The 16,569-nt window shown below is 75.1% G+C and carries 15 protein-coding genes; 9 read left to right on the forward strand and 6 right to left on the reverse strand.

Going from position 1 to position 16,569, the window contains the following annotated elements; translation table 11 throughout:
* Positions 1-201: 201 nt before the first annotated feature.
* Positions 202-3,525 (reverse strand): sacsin N-terminal ATP-binding-like domain-containing protein, encoded by a 3,324-nt coding sequence (locus tag IE241_RS15900; RefSeq protein WP_190022581.1) that lies wholly within the window; start codon positions 3,523-3,525, stop codon positions 202-204.
* A 253-nt stretch (positions 3,526-3,778) separates the two neighbouring features.
* A complete protein-coding gene (locus tag IE241_RS15905) occupies positions 3,779-4,666 on the reverse strand; it encodes a DUF3027 domain-containing protein (RefSeq protein WP_190022382.1) in 888 nt (295 codons plus the stop codon).
* A gap of 350 nt (positions 4,667-5,016) precedes the next feature.
* On the opposite strand from IE241_RS15905, the gene IE241_RS15910 reads away from it, so the two are divergent.
* The 4 genes from IE241_RS15910 to IE241_RS15925 are packed head-to-tail and all read left to right on the forward strand — an operon-like array spanning position 5,017 to position 8,762.
* Positions 5,017-6,477 (forward strand): MFS transporter, encoded by a 1,461-nt coding sequence (locus IE241_RS15910; RefSeq protein WP_190022383.1) that lies wholly within the window; start codon positions 5,017-5,019, stop codon positions 6,475-6,477.
* A 26-nt stretch (positions 6,478-6,503) separates the two neighbouring features.
* Complete coding sequence (locus IE241_RS15915) at positions 6,504-6,968, forward strand: DUF2771 domain-containing protein (RefSeq protein WP_190022384.1); 465 nt, start codon at positions 6,504-6,506, stop codon at positions 6,966-6,968.
* A 55-nt stretch (positions 6,969-7,023) separates the two neighbouring features.
* Positions 7,024-7,884: a futalosine hydrolase gene (locus IE241_RS15920; protein WP_190022385.1), complete on the forward strand. Its 861-nt coding sequence runs from the start codon at positions 7,024-7,026 to the stop codon at positions 7,882-7,884.
* Between the two features lie 26 nt (positions 7,885-7,910).
* Positions 7,911-8,762 carry a 1,4-dihydroxy-6-naphtoate synthase gene (locus IE241_RS15925; RefSeq protein ID WP_190022386.1) on the forward strand — a complete coding sequence of 284 codons (852 nt, stop codon included), beginning with the start codon at positions 7,911-7,913 and terminating at the stop codon, positions 8,760-8,762.
* A 97-nt stretch (positions 8,763-8,859) separates the two neighbouring features.
* Here the strand turns inward: IE241_RS15925 and IE241_RS34810 are convergent, their stop codons facing one another.
* Positions 8,860-9,243 (reverse strand): cold-shock protein, encoded by a 384-nt coding sequence (locus tag IE241_RS34810; RefSeq protein ID WP_058045797.1) that lies wholly within the window; start codon positions 9,241-9,243, stop codon positions 8,860-8,862.
* 212 nt (positions 9,244-9,455) lie between these two features.
* Between IE241_RS34810 and IE241_RS15935 the strand changes: the two genes are divergently transcribed.
* Positions 9,456-9,716, forward strand: coding sequence for a hypothetical protein (locus IE241_RS15935; RefSeq protein ID WP_190022387.1), 261 nt, complete (start codon positions 9,456-9,458; stop codon positions 9,714-9,716).
* On the opposite strand, the gene IE241_RS15940 is transcribed toward IE241_RS15935, so the two are convergent.
* The gene (locus tag IE241_RS15940; protein ID WP_190022388.1) at positions 9,671-10,339 is read right to left on the reverse strand and encodes an HAD family hydrolase; all 669 of its coding nucleotides are present in this window, start codon (positions 10,337-10,339) and stop codon (positions 9,671-9,673) included. The two genes, IE241_RS15935 and IE241_RS15940, sit on opposite strands and share 46 nt — an antisense overlap.
* Before the next feature lie 329 nt (positions 10,340-10,668).
* Here IE241_RS15940 and IE241_RS15945 point away from each other — a divergent pair, with 329 nt between their 5' ends.
* From IE241_RS15945 to IE241_RS15960, 4 genes are read left to right on the forward strand one after another with little or no spacing between them, the layout of a single operon-like run.
* A complete protein-coding gene (locus IE241_RS15945) occupies positions 10,669-11,703 on the forward strand; it encodes a FecCD family ABC transporter permease (protein WP_190022389.1) in 1,035 nt (344 codons plus the stop codon).
* Positions 11,700-12,833: a FecCD family ABC transporter permease gene (locus IE241_RS15950; protein ID WP_190022390.1), complete on the forward strand. Its 1,134-nt coding sequence runs from the start codon at positions 11,700-11,702 to the stop codon at positions 12,831-12,833. The genes IE241_RS15945 and IE241_RS15950 overlap by 4 nt, the downstream gene beginning before the upstream one ends.
* Positions 12,830-13,711 (forward strand): ABC transporter ATP-binding protein, encoded by an 882-nt coding sequence (locus IE241_RS15955; RefSeq protein WP_190022391.1) that lies wholly within the window; start codon positions 12,830-12,832, stop codon positions 13,709-13,711. Before IE241_RS15950 ends, IE241_RS15955 begins: the two co-directional genes overlap by 4 nt.
* Before the next feature lie 47 nt (positions 13,712-13,758).
* Positions 13,759-14,727, forward strand: coding sequence for an ABC transporter substrate-binding protein (locus tag IE241_RS15960; RefSeq protein ID WP_190022392.1), 969 nt, complete (start codon positions 13,759-13,761; stop codon positions 14,725-14,727).
* 54 nt (positions 14,728-14,781) lie between these two features.
* Here the strand turns inward: IE241_RS15960 and IE241_RS15965 are convergent, their stop codons facing one another.
* A complete protein-coding gene (locus IE241_RS15965) occupies positions 14,782-15,822 on the reverse strand; it encodes a hypothetical protein (protein WP_190022393.1) in 1,041 nt (346 codons plus the stop codon).
* A gap of 111 nt (positions 15,823-15,933) precedes the next feature.
* Entirely contained in the window at positions 15,934-16,503 is a 570-nt protein-coding gene (locus IE241_RS15970) for a YceI family protein (RefSeq protein ID WP_190022394.1), read from the reverse strand.
* Positions 16,504-16,569 lie beyond the last annotated feature (66 nt).

Raw genomic sequence — 16,569 nt, forward strand, 5'->3', positions numbered from 1 at the left:
CGGTGCAACACGACCTTGTCGCACCGGACCTGCCGCCTCCCGCGACACATGTCACCCGTTTGCACTGACCTGCGACAGGCGTTGGCAACGCGCCTCGCCGCGCAGTCGGCCTGACCGCCTGGCTGGGTGGGTGCCGACGCCTCTCAGCGGGACGGGACGGGGCGGGGCGGTGCAGGGGTGGGCCGCCCCGCCCCGTTTCGGCTAGTCGAACCAGCGCGCCCGGGCCAGTTCCTCCGTGCGGGTCGGGTCCTCCAGGAGGGCTGCGGCCTCGAAGCGGCGGGACCAGGTGCCTGCCGCCCAGGCCAGGCCCGCCGCCAGGCCCTCAAGCGTGGCCGCGTGCAGGACGCCGTCGTCCGGGTTGAGCCGCCAGTCCAGCTCCACGCCGCCGACGACCAGTTCCTCGTGTTCGACGTAGGTCGAGGGCGCGCCCGGCAGCAGGACCCGGACGTCTTCCGGGACCTCGCGGAGCTCTCCGTCGCCCGCCGGGACGGTCACCGGGAACGCCTCGCTCAGGCGGCGCACCTGCAGCAGTTCGGAGAGGGCGGCGGCGCGGTCGGGGCTTACGGGGAGCAGGGGGTGGCCTTCGGCGAAGGGCATGAGGTCGGGGGCGTCGGCGACCAGGGCGTCCGTGGCGTCGCCGACCTGTACGGTGCCGTCGACCACGGCGCGTACGTCGTCGGGGACGGTGACGTCGTCCGGGTCCAGCTCCGCCAGCGCGCTGTAGAGGCCGTGCAGCTGGGCGGGGCTCACCGGGAGGTCCTCGTCGGCCAGGCGGGAGAGGAGTTCGGCCGCGCCGCCCGGTTCGTCCAGCAGCGCGGCCGCGGACGTACGGACGCCCAGGGCGCGCAGGACCTGCTCGTCGGCGAGGCCTGCCGCGTCCGCCGGCTCGTACAGGCCGCGCAGCAGCGGGTCGCCGCCCGCGACGCGCAGACCGGCGGGGCGGCGGCCGTCCAGGACGGGGTGGCCGCGCAGCCACCAGGCCGTGTACGGGCGGACGGACTCCGTCGTGCCGTCGGGCAGCAGGATGCGCACGGGCGTGGTGAGGGCGTCGCGCAGCGGCGGCTCGGCGAGCAGGGCGAGGGCCTCGGGCCACGCGTCGTCGGCGACGAGGTCGAGGTCCCGGACGGCCACGATCTCCGTGGCGACGGGCGGCACGGGGGTGTCGGGCAGCCGGTCGAGGACGTCCTCGCACCACACGTCGACCGCGTCCAGCAGCCCGGCGTCGTCGGGCTCGGCGAAGTCGCCGTCGCGCGGTTCGAGTTCGTCGGGGTCGAGGACGACGTCCGTGGCGCGTACGAGCGCGAAGCCGGCCATGACGCCGACGGCGGTCAGCGGCTGCGCGCCCCACCGCTCGGCTAGGGCGGCATCGCATGCGGCGAGCTCGCCGGGCCTGATGATGCGTTCGAATGCGCTGCCGGGCAGGACGAGTTCGCCCGCGGGGGCGAGCTCGCCGTCCTCGTCGGGCAGGGCGAGGGCGCCGAGCCAGGGCTCGTCGCCGGGCGCGAGGTCGGCGTCGCGCACGAGGCCGAGGACGACCTCGGCGAGGGCGTCCGCGTCGAGTGCGTCCTCGTCCCACACCTCGTCGGCGTCGAGGGAGGCGGCCACCGCGGCCCGGACCTGCGGGGTGGTCAGGACGGCCCGGGGCGAGGACGGGGTGGCGCCGAGCTTCTCCAGGAGCGGGTGCGCGGCGTCGGGGTGGGCGACCTTCAGGCCCAGGCGGGAGAGCCGCTCCGAGTCCGTGCCGTCCGGCGGCGGGAGCAGCACCTGCCGCGGGCCGATGGCCGTACGGCCGTCCGCGAGCGGCACGGGCAGGCCGCTGAGCCGGTCCGGGTCGACGCCGGCGAGGCTGTCGTAGAGCCGCTGCCACCACGACGGAGTGCGCTCGACGCCGGCGAGCCGGTCGATGACCTCGCCGAGCGAGGCGCGCGCGACGCCGAGGGAGCGCAGCTCGGGGCGGCGCTCCAGACCGGCGGGCAGCAGGCTCGGGAAGAGCTCGCCGAGGACGGCGACGGTCTCGGCGCCCGCGCCCTCGACGACCTCGGCGTCGACGGGCCGCAGCGCGTACGGCTCGCCGCCGGGGCCGCTGCGGGCGAACGGGTCGTCCCAGGTGTCGGCGGCCGGCGGCACGTCCGGGGCGGCTGCCGGCTCCGGCGTGTGCCGGGCCGCGTCCGGGCCCTCCGTCCACGGGATGCCCTCCACGCCGCCACCGCCACCGGCCCGCGGCGCGGCCGGCTCCTGAGCCGCGGGGCCCCCGGCCGCGCTCGGCAGGAACGCGATGCCCGGCAGCCGGTCCAGGACCTGTCGCCGCAGCTCCGCGTCCAGCGCGCCCTGGGCCAGCGGGGACGGTACGAGGTCGAGCGTCCCGGGGCCGACCGGGTGCCAGTCGCGCAGCAGCTGCGCGTACGCCTCCGCCGCGCGCCCGGTGAGGAAGTCCGTGAGGGCGCCCGGCGCGGCGTGGCGGCGCGTGGGCTCCAGCGGGAACGTGGCGACGAGCAGCGCGGGCACGCCCAGCGGCTCGTCCGTCGGCGTCGGCGCGTGCACGACGGGCGCGGTGGCGGGGCGTACGGGCGCGCCGTCCTCGCCCACCGGCACCGCCCACATCACCGACCAGTGCGGGCGCAGGCGCTCCTCCACGGGCCGGTCGGCGAGCAGGGCGGCGTCCAGGGCCCCGGCCGCCCGCTCGACGCGCCACCGGGCCGTCGTGCCGCGCGCGGAGTCGTCCACGAGGACGTACGGGCCCTCCTGGCGGCGCGTCAGGGTCCGTACGACCCCGTCCGTCTCGACGACGACCTCGGTCAGGCCGGGCAGCGCCAGCAGCAGCGCGTCGTCGACGGCGGCCAGCAGACGGGAGGTCAGGTCCTCGGCGGCGCCGTCACGCAGCGGCAGCACGACCACCGTGTCGTAGCCGTCCGGGGCGGTGCCCTCGGCGGGCAGCGGGAGCCGCAGCAGCGGTACGTGGCCCTCGCGGCGGCGGATCTCCTCCTCCAGGGCCGGCGCCTGGACGGCCTCGCGCGCCGCCAGCGCCCTCGCCTCCGCGAGAGACCAGCGGACGCCGCCGGAGCGGCCGACGACGGCCGGCTCGTCGCTGACCGCCAGCACCGCGGAGAAGCCGACGCCGAAGCGGCCGACGCTGCCGGGGGCCGCGGTGCCGGGGGCGGCGCCGGGCACGGCGCCCTTCTCCTCGTCGCGCTTGGCCGAGGCGCGCAGGGTGGCCAGGGACTCGACGCCCGCGGCGTCCAGGGGCGCCCCGGTGTTCGCCGCGGCCAGCACGGCCGGGCGGCTGCCGGCGGCCGCGTGCAGGGTCAGCCGCAGGCGGCCGGGGACGCCGGCGCGGGCCGCGGCGTCGGCGGCGTTCTGGGCGAGCTCGACGACGAGGCGGTCGCGGTAGCCGCCGAGGGCGAGGTCCTCCTCGGCGTTGGCATCCTCCCGGAAGCGGGCCGGCGACGCCGCCCAGGCGTCCAGCACGCCGCGCCGCAGGCGGGCGGTCCCGAACGGATCCGCGCCTTCGGCTGCGCCCCGCACCATTGCCGTGCCGCTCACGTGTCGTCTCCTGCCGCCGAGGGGTGTTCCTACGGCAGAACGTACCGCGCGGGGGTTACGGGCCGACGGTGCCCTACCCGTGGGCCCGGCCGCACCGCGGAGCGGGGCCGTATCGCGCCCGAGGGGCGCTCGTCCTCAAACGCCGGACGGGCTGATTTTCGCCTGGGCCTGCCCTGCACCGAACGGCAGACCGGGCCATCCGGCGCCACGAGGGACAGGGCAGGGCCCCGCGCCTGCCTCAGGAGTGCCCGAGCTCCTCGTCGTCCTCCTCCGCCTGTGCGGGACGCAGGGGCAGGGGGTCGACGAGCGTCTCGTCGATCACCGGCGGAGCAGGCCGCGGCGGCTTCGGCATGACCGCGGCCTCGGAGTGGCCGCCGCACCCGTACGACAGGGACACCACGTGCCCGTCCGCCGGGCCGAACTCATTGGCGCAGATACCGAACGCCTGTCCGAGCGAGCCTCCGATCGGCACGAGGAAGCCGCAGCTGACGCACGACGCCGGGGCGGCCTGCGCCATCGGGGTCTTCGCGCCGTGCGACTCGTCCCAGCGGTCGGCGGCGGTGTGCAGCCCGTAGCGGGACAGGACGCGGGCGCGCCGCATCCCGAGCTCCTCGGCGACGGCCGTGATCGTGCCGCGTGCCGGGACGGCCGGCTGGGCGGCGGGGGAGCCGGGGACGACGTCGGCGTCCTCGGCCTCGGCCAGGCGGTCCATCTCCTCGGAGACGGCGGAGTTCGGCGGCGGGACGTCCTCGCCGCTCCAGCCGGGCGCGAGCCGCAGGTCCTCGGCGTCGGTGGGCAGGAGGTCGCCCGGGCCCATGTCGCCGGGGCGCAGGCGCTCGCTCCACGGGACCCACTCGGGGGCGAGGACGGCCTCGGGGCCGGGCAGCAGGGCCGTCTCGTCGAGGGTGACGTTCTTGGCGCGGGAGGCGCGGGCGACGGTGACGGCCCAGTGCCAGCCGCGGTAGGCGGGGTCCAGGCAGAGGAAGGAGTGGGTGACGACGCGGTCCCCGTCGGCGACGGTCCGGACATGCTCGCCGACCGTGCCGGGCAGCGCGGCCTCCTCGGCCGCAGCACGGGCCATGTCGACCGCCTCGGCGCACAGGCGGTCCGGGGTACGGCTTCGCATCGCAGCACTCACAAGAATCGATTCTCTCTTCCACGCCGTCTCACGAGTGCGCCAGCCGATCGGCCGGGTCGGCGGACGGAGCGGACCTCAGGACCGCGTCGACGTCCGCGCCCGAACGGCCTCGGGCACACCTAGTCACTCCCATTCTGCGGGATCGAGACTCGGAGCGCGGCCAAGAACGACCGCCGGTGGCGCGCTACGCACGCTACCCCGCTCGGCGCCACCGGGGATAGCCGGGCCGCGGCGAGCCCTGCCCCGCCCGGCCGGGAAGCGGCCGCGCCCGGCCGGACCGCGGCCCGCGGCGGCGGCGAAAGTGCCCTGCGCGGTGCGAGTTGGGGCAGTATGGCGTGGTGGGAGCCATCCGGTCGGTCGAGGGCGGTCCGCTGCGCCGCGCGGCCCGGGGCGCCGGCCGCGTGCTGCGCGCCCCGTTCACGGCCGCCGCGCGGGGCGTGCGCAGGGCGACACACGCGCACGGCGCGGGCGAGTCGGGCCTGGGCAAGCTGATCGAGCTGCACGCGGTGAATTCCGCGGGCGACATGCTGATCACCGTCGCACTGGCGTCCACGGTGTTCTTCTCGGTCCCCACGGACCAGGCGCGCGGCCGGGTGGCCCTCTACCTGGCGATCACGATGGCGCCGTTCACCCTCCTGGCCCCCGTGATCGGGCCGCTGCTCGACCGCATCCCGCACGGTCGCCGGGCGGCGATGGCGAGCGCGATGCTGACGCGGGCGCTGCTCGCGCTGACGATGTCGGGCGCGGTGGCGAGCGGCGGCCTGGAGCTGTATCCGGCGGCGCTCGGCGTCCTGGTGGCGTCGAAGGCGTACGGGGTGGTGCGCTCGGCGGTCGTGCCGCGGCTGCTGCCACCGCGGATCTCGCTGGTGAAGGCCAATTCCCGGGTGACCCTCGGCGGGCTGCTGGCCACGGGCGTGGCGGCCCCGCTCGGCGCGGGGCTGCACCGGCTGGGACCGGAATATCCGCTCTACGGGGCCTTCGTCGTGTTCATCCTGGGCACGGTGCTGTCCTTCTCGCTCCCGCACAAGGTCGACTCGGCCAAGGGCGAGGCGCGGGCCCGGCTGGTCTCCGGCGAGCACCCCCCGCACCGCCCCCGGCGGGCGTCCCTGGCGGGCAGGAGCAGCAGCAACGTAAACGGTAGGAACGGCAAGAATGGAAAGAAAAGCAATAACGGTGTCAAGCGGAACAAGGCCCCCAAGCCCCCCGGCCTCCGTACCGTCGGCAGCTCCGTCCTGCACGCCCTGCAGGCCAACAGCGCCATGCGCATGCTTTCGGGCTTCCTCACCTTCTTCCTCGCCTTCCTCCTGCGCGTCCACCCCCTCGGCGGCCTGAGCCCCGCCTTCTCGCTCGGCGTCGTCGCCGTCGCCGCGGGCGCGGGAAACGCCCTGGGCACGGCCATAGGGGCGCTGCTGCGCTCGCGCGGCCCCGAGAAGACGATCGCGCTGGTGCTGACGGTGTCGCTGGGCACGACCGTGGCCGCCGCCGTGCTCTACGGAGCCTTCTTCGTGGTGGTCGTGGCGGCCGTCGCCGGCATCTCCCAGGCGCTGGGGAAGCAGTCGCTGGACTCCCTCATCCAGCGCGACGTGCCCGAAGAGGTGCGCACCTCGGCCTTCGCCCGCTCCGAGACGCTGCTGCAGATGTGCTGGGTCGCCGGCGGGGCCGTCGGCATCGTGCTGCCGCTGAACGGCACCCTCGGCATGGCGGTCGCCGCCACGATCCTCGCGCTGGGCGTCGCGACAGCCGTACGGGGTCTGCTGACCGCCGCACGGCGTGGCACACCGCACCCCCGCGTGGCCTGACCTGGGCGGCCCGATAGCCTGCCCGCATGACCGCTGCGATTTTCCGGGGTAAGCGCCGCCGCGCCGCTGCCGCTGTCGGCGCCGTGGCCTTCGGGCTCGTCGCCCTTTCCGCCTGCGAGAAGCCGACGCCACTGGCGACGGTGACCGTCGGCTCGACCACCGTGACGACCGAGGCCGCCTGCTACGAGGAGGGCCAGAAGCTCACCGAGAGCGCCCTCGCCAAGTGCCTGGCCGACGAGTCCGTCAAGACCGTCAAGGTGCAGCCGGGCGACAAGGTCCGCGTGGGCGTCGACCCGAAGATGGCCGACCAGAACTGGTTCGTGGTGAGCAACGGCCAGCGGCAGACCAGCCAGCTGAAGCAGACCTACACCTCCCTCGACGGCGAGCAGCTCTTCGTCAACCGGATGGCGCAGCGCCTGGACAAGACCGCGATGATGTCGGTCATCACCAAGGACGGCGTGTGGAGCGTCAAGCTCGAGCTGGACAACTGACGGACCGGCGATCCCTGACAGGGCGGCGATCCCTGACGGACCGGAGGTCCCGCTGATGCGCGTCCTCGTCGTGACCGCCGTCGACGCCGAGCGCGACGCGGTCGTCCGCGGTGCCACGGCGCTCGGAAGCATGCCTTCCGGCGGCGCGGGCGAATCGGCCGAGCCGGTTGCACCAGCCGAGCCGGTCGAGCTCGCCGTGCCGGGCTTCGTGCTGCGCCGGCCCGCCCCGGGCCCGGAGCCGCTCGTGATCGACGCGCTGGCCGCCGGCGTGGGCCCGGCCGCCGCGGCAGCGGGCGCGGCCACGGCCCTTGCGGCCGCGGCGCTCTCCGGCAGCCCCTACGGCCTGGTGGTCTCCGCGGGCATCGGCGGCGGCTTCACGACCCCCGGCCGGAGCGCGGCCGTGGGGTCCGTCGTCGTCTCCGACGCGATCGTGGCGGCGGACCTGGGCGCCGAGACGCCCGAGGGCTTCGTACCCGTGACGGACCTCGGCTTCGGCACGGTGGAGCACCGGCCGCCCGCGGCGCTGGTGCGCGCCGTGGCCGAGGCGGCCGGGGCGCAGCGCGGCGACGTGCTGACGGTCTCGACCGTGACCGGCACGGCCGAGCGCGCCGCGGCCCTGGTGGCCGCGCGGCCGGCCGCGCTCGCCGAGGCCATGGAGGGCTTCGGGGTGGCCGAGGCGGCGGCCGCACACGGCGTGCCCGTCCTGGAGATCCGGGCGGTCTCCAACCCCGTCGGCCCGCGCGACCGCGCCGCGTGGCGCATCGGTGACGCCCTGGAAGCCCTCTCCGGTGCCTCCGCCGCCCTGCGCGCAGCACTGCGGGCGGCTCCTCCCGAGACGTGGGGCAGCAGCTCCGATACGTGCGGCAGCTCCCCTGCGTGCGGCACCCGCGAGACCCGAAGCACCTCCGAGAGTTGAACCGCCTCCGAGACCTGGAGCACCTCATGAGCGAGCCCCTGAAGATCGCCTACTCGCCCTGCCCGAACGACACGTTCGTCTTCGACGCCTGGGCCCACGGCCGGGTCCCCGGGGCGCCCGCCCTGGACGTCACGTTCGCCGACATCGACATCACCAACGGCATGGCCGAGCGCGGCGAGTTCGACATCCTCAAGGTCTCCTACGCGGTCCTGCCGTGGGTGCTCGGCGAGTACGCCCTGCTGCCGGCCGGCGGCGCCCTGGGCCGCGGCTGCGGGCCGCTCGTGCTCACGCGGGAGGCGGGCAGCCCCGCGTCCCTGGCGGGGAAGACGGTGGCGGTGCCGAGCGAGCGCTCGACGGCGTACCTGCTCTTCCGGCTGTGGGCGGCCGCGGAGGTCCCGGGCGGGGTCGGCGAGGTGGTCGTCCTGCCGTTCCACGAGATCATGCCGGCCGTGCGCGACGGCAAGGTGGACGCGGGCCTGGTCATCCACGAGGCGCGGTTCACGTACGGGAACTACGGCCTGCACTGCCTGGCCGACATGGGCGAGCACTGGGAGGACACCACCGGCCTGCCCATCCCGCTGGGGGCGATCATCGCCAAGCGCTCGCTGGGCGCGGAGCGGCTGCGCGAACTGGCGGCGGCGGCACGGACGTCCGTGCGGATGGCGTGGGACGATCCGGAGGCCTCGCGGCCGTACGTGCTGGAGCACGCGCAGGAGATGGACCCCAAGGTCGCCGACCAGCACATCGGGCTCTACGTCAACGAATTCACGGCCGGGCTCGGGGAGGACGGCTATGCGGCGGTCCGCGGGCTGCTCACCCGGGCCGCGGCCGAGGGGCTCGTACCGCCCCTCGGCCCGGACGCGCTCGCTTTCGTCTGAGTCATCTCATCCGTCCGAGCGTGTCCCCTTCGGGTTCTGCGGGTCTGTCAGGCGCCCTGCTCAGAGGTCCTGTCAGGCGTCCTGCTCAGACGTTCTGTCAGACGTCCAGCTGGTCGGCGACGGCGCGCAGCATGCCGGCGATCTTGGCGCCGTGGGCCTTGTCGGGGTAACGGCCGCGCTCGAGCTGCTGGGTGACGTTCTCCAGGAGGGTGGTCAGGTCCTGGACGATCGACGCCAGCTCGTCGGGCTTGCGGCGCTGGGCGGCCGCGACCGAGGGCGTGGGATCGAGCAGCGTCACCGACAGGGCCTGGTCGCCCCGCTGGCCGGCCACGACACCGAATTCCACCCGCTGTCCGGGCTTGAGGGAATCGACCCCGTCCGGGAGCACCGAGGAGTGCACGAAGACGTCTCCGCCGTCGTCGCGGGAGAGAAAGCCGAAGCCCTTCTCGCTGTTGAACCACTTGACCTTGCCGGTAGGCACGTCTGTCCTCGTCCTCGTATCTCGTCGGAAATGGGGAATTGAAGGGGAGACCGTCGGAAACCACCGGTCATCGATGGCAATCGGCGGAAAAACAGCTCTTGATAGCACTACAGCGGGTCGCAAGACCCGCTACCCCCCAAGGCTAATGGTCCCGGGCCCGGTGACAAGATGTCCCCGGCCCCACCCCACGCCCAGGCATCTACCCTGGTCGGGTGAGTAGCGAAACGCCCCGGGCCGGGGATCTGCTGGTACGCATCGGCGCCATCGTCTTCCTCGTCGGCGCGGTGGCCACCCTGGCGACGGTCGCCCCGCTGTTCCTGGGCGCCGCCCCGCTGCCTCCCGCAGCGTACTTCGTCTGCATGCTGATGGGGGTGGGATTCCTCATCGCGGGGGCCGGGGTGCTGCGGTCGGTCGCCGAGCAGCGGCGTCAGGCGCGGGCCTCTTCCGCGGCGGGCCCGGCCGCGGCCAGGTAGCCGCGCAGCCAGCCGGCGAAGTCCGTGAGGCCGGGCAGGACGACGTCCGCGCCGGCCGCCTTCAGCTCCTCCGCGCCGCACGGCCCGGTGGTCACGGCCACCGACAGCGCGCCGGCCGCCCGCGCCCCGCGGACGTCCCCGACGTGGTCGCCGACGTAGACGTCCGCGCCGTACTCGCGCAGCGCCCCCGCCTTGGCCTCCGCCCAGAGCGAGCCGACGAGCACGTCCGGCTCGATGCCCAGGTGGTCGAGGTGGAGACGGGCGTTGCGGGCGTTCTTCGCGGTGACGACGACGGCCCGGCCGCCCAGTTCGCGCACCGCGGCGACGGCCTCGCGGGCACCCGGCAGGGCGGGCGAGGGCGCGATGCCGTGCTCGGGATACGCGGCCACGTAGAGGGCGGCGGCCTCGGCGACGCGCTCCGCGGGGAACCAGTTGGCCAGCTCCTGCTCCAGCGGCGGCCCGATCCGGCTGACGACGAGGTCGATGTCGATGGCCACGCCGGTGGCGGCGACCAGCGAGGCGTACGCGGCCCGGATGCCCGGGCGGGAGTCGACCAGGGTGAGGTCCAGATCGAAGCCGACCGTGAAGCGGGGCGTGCGCGCGGCGGGACTCATGGGACCCATTGTGCGGGGGCGCCTCCGGCGGCGTGGGGTCACCCCCGGCGGGGCCGGGTCGCCGCGCCTCCGGCCGGGCCGGTCGCCCCGGCTGTGCAGGGTCGGCCCTCTACGTCTCCGCCGCCGCGGCGATCAGCCACTGCGGCGGAATCCGGCGGTGCCGGGCGAACCTCCGGTCGGTTCGGCACCGCCGGATACGTCGCAGGGGGCTGAGCGCCGTCGCGGCGGGTACAGATGGCCGGGCCGCCCCGGTCTCCCGGCGTGGCCCTCTACGTACACTTAGCCTGCCCTAACTACCTCATTCCGGCCTTCCGGCCCCCGAATCCCCCGTGGAAGCGATGTCAGCCGCCGTCCCGATCAGCAGTCCCGGATCCTCCCTGGTCCGGCGCCGCATCGGCTGGACGGCGGCCGCGGTCGTCGTCCTGCTGGTCGCGGTGCTCCTCAGCCTCGCCGTGGGCGCCCGCCCCGTCGCCCCGGACCGCGTCCTCGACGCCCTGCTGCACGGCGGCGACGGCAAGGACGCCGCCGTCGTCCGCGAGATGCGGCTGCCGCGGACCCTCGTCGGCCTGATGGTCGGCGCCGCCCTGGCCCTCGCGGGCACGGCCCTGCAGGGCATCACCCGCAATCCGATCGCCGACCCCGGCGTCCTCGGCATCAGCCACGGCGCGGCCGTCGGCGTCGTCCTGGCGATCATGCTCGCCGGGGTGGAGAGCCTCACGGGCTACGTGTGGTGGGCGTTCGCGGGCGCGGGCGTCGCCTCCGTCGCCGTCTACGCCATCGCCTCGCGCGGCCGCGGCGGCGCCTCGCCGGTCAAGCTCGCGCTGGCCGGTGCCGCGATCAACGCCCTGCTCGTCTCGGTGACCACGGCCGTGCTCACCACGCAGGCGTCCGTCCTGGACAGGTTCCGCTTCTGGCAGGTCGGCTCGCTGTCCGCGAGCGACGCGGAGCTGGCGGGCCGGATCTGGCCGTTCCTGCTGGTGGGCGCGGTGCTGGTGCTGTCCGTGGCCCGCGGCCTGGACGCACTCGCCCTCGGCGAGGACGTCGCGAAGGGCCTCGGCCAGAACATCGCGGCCGTCCGGATCACCGGCGGGCTGGGTGCCACCGTCCTGACCGGCGCCGGCGTGGCCGCCGCCGGTCCCATCGCCTTCGTCGGCCTCGCCGTGCCGCACATCGCCCGCGCGCTCGTCGGCGGCGACCACCGCTGGCTGCTGCCCCTGTCCGCCCTCCTCGGCCCGGCCGTCCTGCTGTCCGCCGACACCGCGGGCCGCGTGTTCTTCCCGCCGGGCGAGGTCCCGGCAGGGGTCATGACGGCCCTGATCGGCGTCCCTTTCCTCATCGCCCTCGTCCGCCGGAAGCGGGTGGCCGCCGCATGAGCACCGCTGACCACGGCCGTACCGCCGACCACGGCCGCATCGCCGGCCACAGCGGCACCGCCGTCGCCCACGGACCCGGCCCCCGCCCCGCCGGCTACGCCCTCGTCCGGGCCGGGCGCGGCTCCTTCCTCGTCCACCGGCGGGCCACCGCCGTCGCCGCCGGCCTGGTCCTCCTGCTGGCCGCCGCGTGCCTGGCGTACCTGTGCACCGGCAAGTCGTTCACGGCGCCCGGCGAAGTCCTGAAGGTCCTGCTCGGCGAGCCCTCGCGCGAAGAGCTCGTCGTCGGCACGCTGCGGCTGCCGCGGATGACGGTGGGCGTGCTGGTGGGCCTCGCCTTCGGCGTCTCCGGCGCGCTCATCCAGACCGTCGCCCGCAACCCGCTCGCCAGCCCCGACATCATCGGCGTCACCCAGGGCGCGAGCGCCCTGACCGTCGGCGCCATGACCTTCGGCGTCACCTCGTACGCCGCCCTGCCCTACGTGTCCGTCGCCGGCGGCCTCCTCGCCGCCGCCCTCGTCTACGCCTTCGCGTGGCGCGGCGGCCTGCACGCCACCCGCTTCGTCCTCATCGGCATCGGCTTCGCCGTCGCCCTGCGCTCCGTCACCCACCTGTTCATGACCAAGGGCGACTACCTGGTCGCCCAGCGGGCGCAGGTGTGGATGACGGGCTCGCTCAACGGCCCCGGCTGGGACGAGGCCGCACCCCTGGCCCTCGCGCTGCTCGTGCTCGCGCCCTTCGTGTGCTGGGCCGCCCGGGCGCAGCGCACCGTCTCCATGGACGACGACACGGCGACCGCGCTGGGCGTGCGGCTGAACCGGGTGCGCTGCGGGCTCGCGCTCCTCGGCGTCCTCCTCGCGTCGATCGCCACGGGCGCGGCAGGCCCCGTCGACTTCGTGGCGCTGCTCGCCCCGCAGCTGGCCCGCCGCATGACGCGCACCGCGCAGATCCCGCTGCTCTCCTCGGCGCTGACGGGCGCGGTCATCGTGGTCGTCGCGGACCTGCTGGGCCGCAAGCTCCTGGAGCCGACGCAGCTGCCCGTGGGCGTGCTGACCGCCGCCGTCGGCGCCCCCTACCTGATCTGGCTCATCGTCAAGGGCCACAGCACCCGCCGCACGGGAGGAACAGCGTGACGGAGCGTCCGAACCCTGGGGAGAGCCGGCTCGCCGCCCGCGACCTGACCCTCGCCTACGAGGACCGCACGGTCGTCGACGGCCTCGACCTGGCCGTCCCCGACGGCGAGGTCACCATCGTCATCGGCCCCAACGCCTGCGGGAAGTCCACGCTGCTGCGCGCGCTCGGGCGGCTGCTGAAGCCCGTCCGCGGCACGGTGCTGCTCGACGGCGAGGAGCTCGCCCGGATCCCCACCCGGACGATCGCCAGGTCGCTGGGCCTGCTGCCGCAGACGCCCGTCGCGCCCGAGGCCATCACCGTCGCGGACCTCGTCGCCCGCGGCCGCCAGCCGCATCAGCGCTGGTGGCAACAGTGGTCGGAGGCGGACGAGCGGGCCGTCGCGGACGCCATGGCCCGTACGGACACGGCCGGGATCGCCGAGCGCGCCGTGGACGAGCTCTCGGGCGGCCAGCGGCAGCGCGTGTGGATCGCGATGGCGCTCGCCCAGGAGACCGACCTGCTGCTCCTGGACGAGCCGACGACGTACCTCGACATCGCCCACCAGGTCGAGGTCCTCGACCTCGTACGGCGCCTCAACCGCGAGCGCGGGCGCACGGTCGTCGCCGTGCTGCACGACCTCAACCAGGCCGCGCGCTACGCCGATCACCTGGTGGCGATGAAGGCGGGCCGGATCGTCGCGCAGGGCCGCCCGGCGGAGATCGTCACGGCGGAACTGGTGCGCGAGGTCTTCGGACTGGAGTCGGTGGTGGTTCCGGACCCCGTGACGGGCAGTCCTCTGGTGGTGCCGGGGCAGCCGTGGGAGGCCGTGCCGGCCGACGCGCAGGAACAGGTGCAGGCACAGGCACAGGAACAGGCCGGCAGCAGCACGGCCGTCTGAGCTCCCCGGCCTTTCGTGGGGGGCTCCTCCCCACGAAAGGCCGGGACATGAGCCAAAACCACCGCCGACGTCCGCTGCTCGCGGCGGCCGCCCTCCTCGTGGCCGCCGCCCTCGGCCCCCTCCTCTCCGCCTGCACCTCCGGTTCCGGGGACGGCCCGGGCGGCGGCACGCACACGGTGCGTACGGCCATGGGCGAGGTGAAGGTCAAGAAGCACCCGCAGCGCGTGGTCGTCCTGGACACCGCCGAGCTCGACTCCGCCGTCACCCTCGGCATACGGCCCGTCGGCGCCACCCGCGCCGACACCGCCTCCGGATTCCCCGAGCACCTGCGGGCGGAGAGCGTCCGCGGAACCAAGGACGTCGGCAGGATCGGCGCCCCCGACCTGGAGGCCGTCGCCGCCCTGAAGCCGGACCTCGTCCTCACCAACAAGGACCGCGACGCACAGCGCTACGACGAGCTGTCGAAGATCGCCCCCACGGTGATGACGGCCGCGACCGGCTATCCCTGGAAGGACAACTTCCGTACGCATGCGGAGGCGCTCGGCAAGGCGGCCGAGGCGCGGAAGGCCGTCGCCGCGTACGAGGCCCACGCCCGGGAGGTCACCGCGGCGCTCGGCGGCCCGGAGCGGGCGGCGGCGCTGAAGGTGAACGTCGTGCGGTTCGTGGAGGGGTCCGCCATCAGGATCTACGGCCGGAAGAACTTCATCGGCACCGTCCTGGAGGACGCGGGGCTGGGCCGGCCCGCCGTCGTCGACCGGGCCAAGGACGGCTTCTCCTACGACGTCGGCCCCGAACAGATCGACCAGGCCGACGCGGACGCTCTCTTCACCTCGGTCTACGGGGACCCGGACCGCGCCCGGGTGCCGCGGACGACGGGCAGCGCCCTGTGGAAGGGCATGAAGGCCGTACGGGAGGGCCGGACGTTCAAGGTCGACGACCGGCTGTGGATCCAGGGCATCGGCTACACGGCGGCACACCGGATCCTGGACGAACTACGGGCGCACCTGGCGGACTGAGGGCGCGGCGCGGTGCGGTGCGGCGCGGTGCGGTGCCGGGCGCCTGGTGAGGGATCAGCCAGGCCGCCGCGAGCGCCACACCACGAACATCGCGGAGCCGACGGCCGCGGCCCGCAGCACCCACGGCCAGGTGTCCGACATCGCCGCGCCCAGGCCGCCCTCCGGCACGGGGGCGCCCCAGCGGCCCTCCGTACGCCCCCACAGCCAGACGATCCCGGCGGCCACGACGAGTCCGGGCACGCCCATCACCGCCCACTTGGACTCGCTGTGCGAGAGCTTGCGGGTCAGATAGGCGAGGCCCCAGCCGACCGCCAGGACGATCCAGTTGCCGAGGACGGCACCCACGACCAGGATCAGGGCGACGAGCAGGAGCAGCGGGGGCACGGGGGCGCCGTCGGCACGCCGGAACAGGGTCGCGCGCTGTGCGCCGTCCTCCTCCGCGTACTCGTCCACGCCCTCCGAGCCTTCCGTGCCGCGCTCGCCCTGCCGGCCGCCCGGCCCGGGGGTCCCGTCCGCGGGATCCCGGTCGCCGGGGAGCGGGGGTGGTTTCAGTATGTCGGGGATCTCGATGCCACCGGTGAACCCGTGGACCGTGCCGCGCGCCGCGCCGTAGGCGTCCCCGCCCGCGAACGGGGAGGCGTCGGTGCGCCACCAGTCCGGCATCTCGCCGGCATCGGCACCCACCGGGGCCGCGGGGTGCTCCGGCGTGGCGTACGAGGGCGGTGGCGCGGGTGCGGGCGCCTTCTTGCGGGCGGGCTCGCCTTCGCGGCGCGGCGCGGGGACCCTGCCGCCGTCGGCGGCGCCGAAGCCTGTGGCTCCGGAGCCCGTGGAGCCGGGGCGGGTGGAGCCGGAGCGGGCGGAGCGTGCGGCTCCGGCATCGGCGACCGCCTCGTCCGGGCTGCCGAAGCCGGAGAGGATGCGCTGCACGGCGGAGGGCGTGTCGGCGCCCTCGGTGGCTCTGCGGCGCTCGATCTCCGTCCGCAGCCGGGAGACCAGGCGCATGCGGTCGGCGGAGGTGAGGTCCGCCCGCCGCTGGGCGATGTCGCCGACCCGGCTCAGATAGTCGTACACAAGCTGATCGCTCTCGATCCCCACCGAATCCCCTAAGGCCGCCTAAGACCACCAGCCGCTTTTCCCCCGAAGGTACCGGTTCTGCGCGGTGGTGACAGGGGGTACGGGACGGGCGGCGGGAGCGCACGGGGGTTGTCAGCGCGCGGCGACCACGGCGACCACGTCGAGCGCGATCCGCAGCCGACGGCCCGTCATTCCCTTGGCGTGGGTGACACCGAAGGCGTAGCGGTCGACGACGGCCGTGGCCTGCACGGCCAGGCGGGGGCCGTCCGCGACGACCCGGTCGAGGGTCAGCACCACCGGCCGGGTGACACCGCGCACGGTCAACTCGCCGTGCACCGTCACCTCACCGTCCGCACCTTTCGCCCCGCCCGCCCCGCCCGTCCCGTCCGCGCGGCGGACGTCGCCGCCGTGGAAACGGATCTCGGGGTGGAGCGCCGAGTCGAGATAGTCGGCTGAGCGGACATGCCGGTCGCGCTGGGCGTGCCCACTGGAGAAGCTGTCGACGGGGATCACGGCCTCGACGGTGGAGGCGGATTCGGGCTCCCCGACGGCGATGCGGCCGTGCGCGACGGAGAGGGTCCCCTTGATGGGGAACAGCCCGAAGAGCGCCCGCATCCGGAACCGGATCCTCGATGCCTCGGGGTCGATGCGATAGACGCCCGGTGACGGCCCGTTCTTTTCGTCTGCGCCCTGGGTGGCCATGGAGCAGTCCCCTCCCGACGGTTCCCGACGGTGCCGGTTCAACGGTCCCTAGCCGGTACGGTATCG

This window comes from Streptomyces hiroshimensis (assembly GCF_014650335.1).
Classification (GTDB): domain Bacteria; phylum Actinomycetota; class Actinomycetes; order Streptomycetales; family Streptomycetaceae; genus Streptomyces; species Streptomyces hiroshimensis.